Source organism: Paenibacillus sp. P36 (assembly GCF_045866505.1).
Taxonomy (GTDB): Bacteria; Bacillota; Bacilli; order Paenibacillales; family NBRC-103111; genus Paenibacillus_E; species Paenibacillus_E chondroitinus.
Map to the genome: position 1 here is coordinate 6,855,740 of NZ_AP038372.1, position 11,610 is coordinate 6,867,349.

General features: G+C 43.8%; 8 protein-coding genes. All 8 read right to left on the minus strand.

Annotated features, from left to right (window positions below; translation table 11 throughout):
- Window positions 1–90: 90 nt before the first annotated feature.
- A complete protein-coding gene (locus tag ACKTT9_RS30270) occupies window positions 91–1,119 on the minus strand; it encodes a LacI family DNA-binding transcriptional regulator (protein WP_407868901.1) in 1,029 nt (342 codons plus the stop codon).
- A gap of 233 nt (window positions 1,120–1,352) precedes the next feature.
- Window positions 1,353–2,825, minus strand: a complete 1,473-nt coding sequence (locus ACKTT9_RS30275) for a DUF5605 domain-containing protein (protein ID WP_407868902.1) — start codon at window positions 2,823–2,825, stop codon at window positions 1,353–1,355.
- Between the two features lie 15 nt (window positions 2,826–2,840).
- Complete coding sequence (locus ACKTT9_RS30280) at window positions 2,841–4,370, minus strand: glycoside hydrolase 43 family protein (protein ID WP_407868903.1); 1,530 nt, start codon at window positions 4,368–4,370, stop codon at window positions 2,841–2,843.
- A gap of 41 nt (window positions 4,371–4,411) precedes the next feature.
- Entirely contained in the window at window positions 4,412–6,031 is a 1,620-nt protein-coding gene (locus tag ACKTT9_RS30285; RefSeq protein WP_407868904.1) for a response regulator, read from the minus strand.
- Window positions 6,024–7,781, minus strand: a complete 1,758-nt coding sequence (locus tag ACKTT9_RS30290) for a sensor histidine kinase (RefSeq protein WP_407868905.1) — start codon at window positions 7,779–7,781, stop codon at window positions 6,024–6,026. The genes ACKTT9_RS30285 and ACKTT9_RS30290 overlap by 8 nt, the downstream gene beginning before the upstream one ends.
- An 88-nt stretch (window positions 7,782–7,869) precedes the next feature.
- Window positions 7,870–8,757 (minus strand): carbohydrate ABC transporter permease, encoded by an 888-nt coding sequence (locus ACKTT9_RS30295; RefSeq protein WP_407873148.1) that lies wholly within the window; start codon window positions 8,755–8,757, stop codon window positions 7,870–7,872.
- Window positions 8,758–8,810: 53 nt separating this feature from the next.
- Window positions 8,811–9,713, minus strand: a complete 903-nt coding sequence (locus ACKTT9_RS30300; protein WP_079412691.1) for a sugar ABC transporter permease — start codon at window positions 9,711–9,713, stop codon at window positions 8,811–8,813.
- 68 nt (window positions 9,714–9,781) lie between these two features.
- Window positions 9,782–11,503, minus strand: coding sequence for an extracellular solute-binding protein (locus tag ACKTT9_RS30305; RefSeq protein WP_407868906.1), 1,722 nt, complete (start codon window positions 11,501–11,503; stop codon window positions 9,782–9,784).
- Window positions 11,504–11,610 lie beyond the last annotated feature (107 nt).

Below are 11,610 nucleotides of genomic sequence, written 5' to 3' on the forward strand. Positions count from 1 at the left end.
TTTTTTGATACCTCGGACAGCCATTTCACGTTACATCGCTATCACTTCCTTTCAAATTTAAATCGATTTAAATTTATTTTAAAAAAACGCTTATGTCCTATCTGCACCGCATGATTCGCGAATGATAAGATGTGTAGACATAATCGTTCTTTTTTCCTTTACTTCTTGGTTATTTAGGAAGGCGATTAATTTCTCTGCAGCCGCATAACCAATCTCTCTCATGGGCTGATGAATCGTCGTTAGCTCGGGACTGACAACTGTTGCCATATCAATATCATCAAAACCTACAACGGACACATCACCTGGAACCGAAATCTTGTTTTCTTTGTAAAATTTCAATGCGCCAATTGCCATAAGATCATTTCCTGCGAACACTGCATCATAATCAATTTGTTTATTCATTAATTCTGCTGCAGCTTCGTATCCAGACTCTCTAGAGAAATCCTTTTCAATGATTAAAGCTTCATCGTAGTGGATTTTATTATCTGAAAGAGCTTGCTTATACCCCTCTAACCGATCAATGCCTTCTTGATGGTCCAATGGACCTGTAATATGTACAATTCTCCTTCGGCCAATCCGTATGAGATGCTCTGTAGCTGTATAAGCCCCCCCCTTATCATCTCTTTCGACCGTTAGCACATTGTCATGGTGCCATTTCCCCAGATATACAACAGGAAAGCCTGATTCGACCATTCTTAGAATATTTCTATCATGAATGGAAGCCGATGAAAGTATGATCCCATCTGTACGGCGATTCTTCAATATTTTGTTGTACGCGGCAGATTCATCCTTTTCCGATGGGCTTGTCGATAGCATCAAATTATAATTATGATTATCGAGCACTTCGTTAATTCCTTCTAGCAGCTGAGCAAAGTAAGGATGAGTGAACACATGATGAGAGGTATTGGGGATGATAAATGAGATGGTTTCCGTTTTCTTAGCTCTGAGACTGCGGCCAATCTCGTTCGGAATATAATTCAGCTTCAAAGCTGCTTCTTCTACCAATTTCTTCGTTTTCACGTTTACCCTTGGATCTCCGGAGAGAGCTAAGGATACGGTCGCCGTTGAAACATTGGCAAGATTAGCAACGTCTTTTATTGTTACTGTAAAATTTTTCACTTGTTACCCCTTATCGTTTAAATCGATTTAAATTGTATAACCGAATAATAAATCGTTCTCATTATTTTGTCAATACTTCCTATTATAAAGCCCCCATTCCCTAAAAAGAAATTAGATGTCGATAAATCAAAAACCGGAACCCCAACGGAGTCCCGGCCCTCATCCTTTCCAATCTCGCTCAACTTCCCATCGCGAAAATGCACTACCCGCTTCGCATTCAACTTTTGCCTTAATCAATTTATCAATGCAACTAATCTAACCGCCATATATTGACGCCCAGGAAGTTCAACACGGAACGCCCCTTCAAAAATGCCTGGCACCTGGGTTATCGTCATATTCCAGGTATCAATTACTTCTACACGATAGGAGACACCGGCCTCTTGTTTGAAATGCCGGTAACGCGGCTGATTGAAACCAAAGTAGTACAAGTAGTATTCATCCTTCACACCTGCGCAAGGCAAATCCCAGGAAGAAGGCAGTGGATTCAGTATGCCACCTGGACTTTGTTCAATGATTCGGCGAAGGAATGCGATTCCCTCAGGACTCGTCCCCGTAAGTTCGCCTCCTTTTGACCACCATAGAACTTCCTTCTCATTGTAATAGGTCTCTCCATGACCAACATAACCGCCACGTACTGCACCTTCCCAGAATCGACGGGTTAATTCTTCCCCCGTGATGTTTCCCCACCCGTGTTCGATGTCTCCTTCATACGCACATTCATCTACGATAATCGGCTTATTCCACTTTTCACGCCATGCATTTGTTTCTTCTGCCGTTTTATACATGTCGATACGTTGTATACTACAATGAGTTACCCAAGATTTGCTGTAATCGTAGAATCGAAGGCAATTATGATTGGAAATGAGATGGCCGACCGGATCGGTTGATGTCACGATTTCAGCAAAGTGCTCCCAGTCATCCTCTTTTTTAGCATTCATTAAATCAAATTCATTGGCTAATGACCACCATACATTCCGGTATGCAGCAAGACGTGCTGTAAGATATCGAAGATATCTTTCATCAACTTCCAGCGGCATCTGTGAGAACCCCCATCGATCATACGGATGGAATAGAATGAGATCTGCCTCTATGCCGAGCTTGCCAAGATCAGCAATCCTCATCTCAAGATGCTGGAAAAATACCGGATTAAACCGGCTATAGTCCCATCCGTCCTCCAGTGAGCCCTCGAAAGGATAATAAATGGGCTCGTTCACATTAAACTGATAAGATTTTGGGAATACGCACATTCTCAGCTTATTGAACGGGGAAGCTTTCAACGTCGACAGCGTTTGTTCTTCAAGATTAGCCGGCTGATGCGTCCAGGCGTAGCACGTTGTACCTACCGGCAGATATCGGAGGCCGTCTGCGTATGCAAAGTGGAATGTATCACTTACTCGAACCGGACCATGATTATCTGGAGCTGATTCTACACAGACAAAGGTGCCAACCTGTCCATCGAGCACTGCTAAATTACTAGATGTACGATAACTCCAATCTCCCAAGGTTGTAGGCATGAATCGAATACGAAATACGCCTTCGCCATCATAAAATCCCATCACATTCACTGAATGGTCACCTGAGTAGAACTCGGCGGATAGAGATACTTCAATAAAAGGATTTCCATCATATAAAGCAAAAAACACAAGCTCAAACATATCCCATTGTTCAACTTGTTCGCTTGATGGCCTGTTTTGAGCGAAAGCCATAGGTCTTCCTCTCCTTTAAATATTACTTTCCACCTTATCAAATCGAAAAAAATCAAAATCAGCATGCCCGCCAACAGACTTGGTCGCATAATTAAACAACCCGATTCGGTAGCCCATAAAATGATCAAGCGTATACTTCATCTTCAAAGGGCAGCCGATTTGCTTCCATGCTTCACAGTCAGATGAATAGTAAAAGCTTGCAAGATCTGTACTATTTTCAAAATCGAAATGAATTTTCAAGTAAATCAAATTGTCCTCGTAGGGAAGCCGCTCGACCGTTTCTTCACTACCATCGCCTCGATTGATACACATTGCAACATATCGCTCGCCGTTCGCAGCGATTTGAATACCGACTGTCCCGAAATGATTTTGAAGTGCAACCATTCCCGCATGATCACCCGGCTTCATATGGGAAACATCCATTGCCGTAATGCCGATGCATACAGGGCCTTCCGTCCGCTGCGTTAATGTATTGCGTGCAAATAGGATACTGTCGGTAATATTCCCCGTCTCTAATCGCAACCAGCCAGGACGTGCGATAGCAGACCACAGGCGGTTATCCGGATTATGATTCCATTGCCAGTTAAGCAGCAATTTATTTTCGTTATAGTCGAACTCATCGCTAATGACCAATTGGGTAGACGCCGTAGGTGCGGTGTTCGGCAATTGCGCTTGGAATGAAACTTGCGCTTCTCCTTCCATCCCAATGACCGGCCATCCCTCCACCCAAGTAACTTGAAGCACAATAGGAATTCTCCCCACAGCATCATGATCTTGAAAGAATAAGGCATACCACTCATCCTGCGGTGTATCCACAATGCCTCCTTGAGCAATCCCATGATTGCGGTACCCCATGTCATCGTCAAGAATCACTTTATATTCATAAACACCGAGCAGCTCTCTAGATCGGTAACAAAGCTGCCTACGGCGTCGATTTCCGGTATTGGGCCATTCAATGAAAAATAAATAATAATAACCGTTCAGCTTATACGCATGGCATCCCTCGCAGCGCAGCATGATGCCGTCACGTTCCGTCTCGAAGAGCCGCTGATCAATACCTCCAGATTTTACTGTCATCACATCAGCCGTCAGTTCCGTAATGCGAATACTACCGTTGCCATGAATGACATAAACGCGGCCGTCGTCAAACAGAAGACTTGGATCATGATGGATGCCTGCAAGGACAGATCGCTCCCATTTCCCGTTCTCGATATCATCTGTCCGGTATATGTAGAACTGGTTCATATCATTACTTGAGAAACACACATAGAACGTGCCATTATGATGCCGTAAGCTTGCCGCCCATGACCCTTTACCGTAAATGCCTTTCCCATCCAGCAAATTATAGGCGTCGTTATCCTCTAAGATGTCATAAACGTAGTTCACGATTCGCCAATCCATTAAATTCTCACACTTCATAATCGGGCATCCAGGCATTGCATGCATGCTTGTGCTAACCATATAGTAGTCCGTTCCTACTCTAATAACGCAAGGGTCCGGAACATCCGCCCAGATAATGGGGTTCGTTATCGTCACATTCTTCATCGCTAACTCTCCTAATACTTAAAATGCTAGTTCCACTACTCTTACTTCCTTACAATCTCACGATACTCCGCAGGAGTCATTCTGGTTGATTTTTTGAAAAATCGAGTAAAAGAGTGGGGAGTTTCATACCCTACCTGAACACCCACCTCAGCAATTTTAAGTTCGTCCTTCTTGAGCAGACTTTTGGCTTTCTCCATTCTAACTTCATCAATATATTCAGATAGATTAATGCCACTTTCCTGTTTAAAAAGCCGCGATAAATAGGACGGATTGAAGTGTATCACGCTAGCTAACCGTACGAGAGACAAGTCTTCACACAGATGCTCCTCAATGTACAACCTGATCTTCTCTATCACGGCTGCTGCTCTATTCCGTTCTACACTTAATCGAAGATCGAACAAAGACTCTGCGGTCTGTTTCAAAAACTCATAGCTATCTTGCCAGGATGAATGCCTGTCTCTTTGCATAAGCCCGGTTGTTCCAACCTTATCGTGCAGTTCCCATCGGTTAATATAGGATAATAGGCAGAGAGCAATCGTGTAATACAATTCCAGGGCAAAAGGTCCGCCATTTCCTCGTTCATCGTATGCTGTTTTCATTAGTTCGTTGAACAGATGGAGATATCCCTCTCTATTTCCACCTTCTAGATGAATCGCCAAGGACTCCGCTTTTTCTCTCAACGTTCTTGAGTTGGCCGCAGTTCCAATGGTTTCCAAGGTGACTGTTTGCACCATCTGGGCGCCGTCGCCCGCTCGCCAGTACTGTTCACTTCTCATTCGATCGTATATCTCAGAGAGCTGCTTCCATTCGCAGGTATCGGCGCAAAGCGTGATGGCAAAAGAAATTCCCAAAGATTCATGACAAGCTTGCTGCATAAGCTCAAATTGTCCCTCTAGATATTTTACCGTGCGGGAATAGGCTTCGTCAGATTCACTAACTTGTGTAGGCTTGGGTTGAACAAGCCAGACGAGGTCGCCATAATGATCGATGACTCCAAGGTGGTTTGTGCGTTCTTCCAAAAATGTCTCTGCCAAAAATTTGACTGCAAGTGCTGCATTCTGACTTTCCGCAAAGGAAGGGTGCGTATTCGTTCGTTGCAGGTCAGCTAGCGCCACAAGAATGGGCCTAGTTGGATCAAGAGTTATGCCAAGATTACGGAAATCAACGACCAACTCTTCCGTTGTTCGTGTCCCTTGAAGTAAATAACGGAAATAATTCCCTTGAGCAAGGGTTTCGAGTGTAGTAAGCTTCTCTCGCGATTGTTTGACTAGATCATGGAACTTCAAACTGCTTTCCAGTTCATGAATCGCATCTGTTACTGCCTGAATAATCTTATCGTATTCTTCACTCTTAAGGAGATAGCTAACTCCGGGTGATTGAATCGCTTGGTACACATAATCAAAATCATTATATCCAGTCAAAAAAATGATTTTGCAATGCGGCCAACTCCTGCGTATGTTTCTCATTAGCTCGAGACCGTCCATCCCGGGCATACGAATATCGGACAACACAATGTCCACTCTCGTCGTATTCATCCAATCCAGCGCTTCTTCACCGGAATAGGCTTTATACAAATCAAGATTGAGATTTAGTTGGCTAAATATGTCAAACAGCCCGTCTGTTATGATCTCCTCATCATCAACGATCAGCATTCTAATCATGAGCATCACCACCTTGAAAAGGAATAGAAATGATAACTTTCAATCCCCCGAGCTCGCTTCGGCTTATTCGTAGACCGTATGCTTCACCGAATGTCATTTTGACCCGGCGGTGAATATTCACTAAGCCCGTCGTCTCTGCATGTTCGTCTCCGTTATCCAGCGTGTCCGAGATACGTTCCAGTGTCTCATCCGTCAAACTATCACCATTATCCTCCACAATGATTCGTATCTCACTCTCTGCCAACTCGAAGCGTATCATAATACAGCCACTGCGTTTCATTTGTTCCAAACTGTGTTCAAAGGCATTCTCGATAATAGGCTGCACAATTAAACGTGGTACTAACACCTGTTCAATTTCCCGTGGAAGAGCGTCGAATTGTACCCGGATACGCCGAGAAAAGCGTAATTCCTGAATCTCCGTGTACATTCTGGCATGGTGAATTTCCTGTTTCAGCAGCACTTCGTCAGAAGCATTTCTGGTAACAAATTGAAAATACTCACCAAGTTGTGTGACAAACTGTCCGATTCGTTCAACGTCTCCGATCCTGGCCATCGTTCTCAGGATAAAGAAACTGTTGTATAGAAAATGCGGATTGATCTGGGATTGAAGCTGCTTCAGCTCCGCCCGTTGTGTCATAATTTTCTGCTTATACACTTGATCGATCAAAGAGCCAAGATTCGTGACCATTTGGTTAAATCGGCCATACAAGTAACCGAGCTCATCCTTAGACTCGTGTTGAATGTTTACATCCAGATCCCCATTTTCCATACGCCGAAAGCTCTTAACTAGCGTTAACAACGGTTTGTGAATAAATTTGTAGGTAGAAAATGCATAAATGGCAATGATGACAATAGCAACGAAAATAAATAACCAGGCCCACAGATAAAACTTGTCTAGCGGTTTTTTAATAATTTGCTCAGGGATAAACCGGTAAATCGACATATTCAAATAATCAGAGCTTGCAATTGCGGTATAATAGCGGCTTCCCGAGATCGTGAAGGTCCCTGTGCCGTGAACCGGGTTTTGTTTGATTTGCGCAATGGTTTCCGGCATATCCTGCCATAAATGCTCCAAAGATCCACTCGTGAGAATAACACTCGTATTCTCCTTGGTCATCAATGTTCCGCTTCCAGGATAGGTGTTAAACTGGCCTAAGGCCTCCTGCAGTCTCTCTTGATCCAGTTCAATTTCAATTATGAACAACGGTTGATTCCCATTGGTTATTCCCTGCTTCGCGGCACTTAGGAACAATCCGCCATTCCACTCAATGATCTGATTATTCCTACTACTTAAAGCTGAGCGCAGGCCATTGTACCGTTCGGTATTAAATTCACTTGGGCCATTGGCGGATGAAATCGTTTTCGATATCGGATAAATATGAGCACTTACATTTTTAATATAAGGAGAGCTGTTTTGAATGGCATAAAGCCGTTTTCGCAGTGAGTTAATTTTTTCCGTGCGTTTAAACACATCCATCGTGTCCCAAGTCAGCGTCAGTTCATTGAGATCTTCATCATCAATAACGCCAAACTGCAGCAGCTTCATCCGTTCTATCTCTTTCTCAAGATCGTTGATATAGAAGGTTAGTTGGGATACGGCTGTTTTGGAGATGTCTTCACTTGCCGTCTGGACGATCCAGTTATACAGGTAGACGCCAAATAATAGAATAGGCAGCATGATAAGCAAAAAAGTGCTGAGCAGCCGAAGGAAAATCGTGTTTCGCAAAGTGAATGGTTGACGGTTGATCAAGGTACAAGCCCCCAACTTTTTTCTTCCATTATAGCCTGAAGCTTGTAAGTTTCCTAAGGATTTTCGTTAGGAAGCCATCTATCATGCACTACCCCTTAACGCTGCCAAGGACAATCCCTTTAACGAAATATTTCTGCAAGAAAGGATACGCCAAGATAATCGGAAGGGAGCCTAAGAAGATCTGTGAAGCTTTCAGCGTCCGATCAGAAATGAGGGCCATATTTACAGCTTCATCACGTGATATATTCGTTAAATTTTGTTGAATGACGATCGTTTGAATATAGCTCTGCAGCGGATAGTGACTAGGGTCTCCCATAAGCAGGAGGCCGTCAAACCAACTGTTCCAATGTTCGACCATGGAGAATAAGGCAAGCGTTGCAAGAGCAGGCATGGATATCGGCACATAGATTTTCCAGAGTGTCGTCCAATAGCTCGCACCGTCTACGACGGCTGCTTCCTCCAGCTCCTTCGGCACCTCACGGAAAAAGTTAAGCAGAAGAACCACGCTGAATACGGGAACCGCACCGGGCAGCACGAGCGCCCAAATCGTATCCAGCATATTGTACTGCTTAAGTGTAGAATACCAAGGGATCAAACCACCATGAAAGAGCATCGTGATGAAGAAAATCCAAGCATAAACCATTCGCATGCGAAAAGCCTTCGTCTCCTTGGATAAAGGAAATGCGACGAGAATGGTTAAAATTAAATTTAACGGCGTCCCGATCGCGATACGTTCCAAGGATACAAGCATGGATTGCCAAAATGCTGCTCGACTAGCCGTAAACTTGTAAGAGGCTAATGTAAAGTCAACCGGCCACAGCTTTACATGACCTGCTGCTGCTGCGGTACTTGAACTAAACGAGATCGCAATGATATGAATTAACGGGAGGACGCAAATTAACGATACAATAATTAGAAAGGAAACATTCAGAACGGAAAACCACTCGAATCGAAATCGACTGTTGGGTACCCGGATATAAGTATCTGACACAGAACTGGATGATGGTTGTACCACGGTTTTCCCTCCTCCTAGAAGATTCTATATTTTGCAAACCGATACGCCACAAAGTAAGAACTTGAAATTAAAATAAGCGAAACTAGCGATTTGAATAGTCCTACGGCCGTTGCAACACCGTACTGAGCATCCAATAATCCGATCCGATATACAAAAGTATCCAGAATATCGCCGCTTTCATACACCTGAGGGCTATATAAATTGAACACTTGATCGAAGCCTGCGTTCAAAAGCTGTCCTAAACTGAGAACCGACAACAAGACAATGACCATTCGCATCCCTGGAATCGTGATATGCCATATCTTATGCCAGCGGTTGGCGCCGTCAATCGTGGCAGATTCGTATAAGCCAGGGTCAATGCCTGTGATAGCCGCCAAATAAACGATAGTTCCGTAACCAAAATTTTTCCATATATCCGATGAAATGAGTGTAAACGGAAACCAATGATTGTCTCCAAGGAAAAATATCTTATTCAAACCGAAAGCACCCAACAATTGGTTAACAATACCGGTAGAAGGCGATAGAATATCAATAAGTATCCCCCCTAGAACTACCCAAGAGAGGAAATAGGGTAAATAAATGGTCGTTTGCACGCTTCTTTTAATGACCTCATTCTTCAATTCGTTAAGAAGAATAGCGAAAATAATCGGTACGATTAAGCCTAGAATAAGCTTAAGACTTGAGATAAAGAGGGTATTCCACAGGACCTGATTAAAGCTGGGCAGGTTCATGACATATCTGAAATTATCCAACCCGACCCATCGCTGGTCACCAAATAATCCCTTAGCAGGGATAAATTTTTGAAATGCAATGATAATTCCCGCCATTGGGACATATGAGAATAGCACAATCAGTACTAATCCCGGTAACATCATCAGATGCAGCGGAAGCTCTCTCCACATTTTCCCGATACCCATACAATAACCTCCATTATTTAATGCATAAAAAGCAGAGGAAGGATGGTGAACCCGTCCTCTGCCCGCATCTACTTCTTCGTTGCTGCATACCATTCATTAACTTCTTTTGTAATTTGCTCGCCGCCCAGCTTCGTCCAGTCTTTCACAAACTTATCGAACTCATCTACAGAGCCGCCCATAATAATTTTGGTGTAAGTCTCATTCATCAGCTTCTCTAAAGTTGATTTCCGCTCAACCATCGTTGGCGTAGGTGCGCCTACGAATTTATCCATCAGGAACTGACTATTTTTATCGTACTGGTCAACGACGCCTTCAGAGCCTTCCGGACCATAAATGCGTTCCCATCCCCACAAAGCAAACCCTTCTTTTGAACCCGAATTGAAAGCTTCTATCTTTCCTTGAATCGTTTTGGCTTCTCCCTTCAGGGTCGAGAAGTTGTTCGCTTTACGTGCAGCATCGATCGCTCTGAATGCCTCAACATTTTTCTTTACTGGGCTCGGAGTTACCGGCGACAGCTGCCATACGCTTTCTGCTTCAGGCGGTGCATAATATTTGTCAAACTCCGCTGTTTGGCCAAAGTTTTTCTCCAGATGCATATTAAACAACTTGATAACCGCCTCAGGATGCTTGAATCCCTTTTTAACCGCAAAAAACTTACTTGTACTGAACCTCAATGGAACTTTAGGTGTATCGCCGGACTCCGAAACGATCGGGAATGCCTGCCATTGTGCACTCGGGTCATTGTTGCGGTTCAATTGAAGCGGCCAGATGGAATTCCACTGTTCGCCATACTCCATTCCGATCTTGCCAGCAGCTATTTGCTCAGCTACCTTACCACCGTCTTTGATTCCGAATTCCTGATCAATTTCTCCGTTCTTAAACATCTCTTGAAGGGCTTGAAGCGCTTTCTTAACTTCCGGCTGAATACCGCCAAACATCAGCTTCCCGGAAGCATCAGTGATCCACATATTCGGATAAGCCTTATATCCTGCCATGAAGCCCTCTAAGCCTACAGCTCCTCCCCACAAGGCTTTGTTTAGACCGAGGCCAAATGTATCTTTTTTCCCATTGCCATCCGGGTCTTTCTCGGCAAACGCTTTGGAAATGGTTTGTACATCAGCCATCGTCTTCGGCGGCTGCAAACCTAATTTCTTAAGCCAATCCGTACGAATCCAGATAAACATAGCGCGTTCAAGCGAAGAGTCGACCTGCGGGATCGCCATCAATTTGCCATCAATCGTTGCAGCATCGAAGGGACTTTTTCCCTCTTGCGATAAAATCTCTTTGGTGAGAGGAGCCGCATATTTCTCATACAAAGCTGTCATATCTTCAATTTGGTCGGAATCCGCTAATTGTTTTAATTGAGTTGCATTCACAGGAATAATATCAGGCAGATCGCCGGAGGCTAACGTTACATTCAGTTTCTGTAAATACTGATCAGAAGTATCGCTTCCTTTGACCACCCAATTGTTTTTAATATTGATTCCGAGCTGTTCCTTATATAGACGTGTCCATCGGTTGTCTTCGAACGTTTCGCCCTTTAGCACACCGAGTACGTTATTCTCAACAACATCACTGAGGTTTCGGACAAACGACACCTCAATTGGTGGATCATACTTGCCAAGCGGATCTGTATTTGCACTTTTCACATCGGTAGTTCCGGCGGTACTCACTGCTTCTTTCTGTTCAGTATTCGTTGTATTGTTCTGGCTGGTGCATGCCGATACGAGCGTTGCTACAGCGAGCAAGGAAGCGGATAACGCTTTCATTTTGTGCTGGTTTAGCTTCATGTACATCCCCCTATATTGAGTATTTAAAGCTATCACTGCAGTGATGTGGTTATGTTTTCATTATAGGGTTAGTATAACGTCTAAACAATGTACATCTCTTTACTTTA

What these genes read in the sequence shown, in the direction of transcription:
- ACKTT9_RS30285 (WP_407868904.1), bottom strand. Translation starts at nt 6,031, where the DNA reads ATGATTAGAATGCTGATCGTTGATGATGAGGAGATCATAACAGACGGG.
- ACKTT9_RS30280 (WP_407868903.1), bottom strand. Translation starts at nt 4,370, where the DNA reads ATGAAGAATGTGACGATAACGAACCCCATTATCTGGGCGGATGTTCCG.
- ACKTT9_RS30275 (WP_407868902.1), bottom strand. Translation starts at nt 2,825, where the DNA reads ATGGCTTTCGCTCAAAACAGGCCATCAAGCGAACAAGTTGAACAATGG.
- ACKTT9_RS30300 (WP_079412691.1), bottom strand. Translation starts at nt 9,713, where the DNA reads ATGGGTATCGGGAAAATGTGGAGAGAGCTTCCGCTGCATCTGATGATG.
- ACKTT9_RS30305 (WP_407868906.1), bottom strand. Translation starts at nt 11,503, where the DNA reads ATGAAGCTAAACCAGCACAAAATGAAAGCGTTATCCGCTTCCTTGCTC.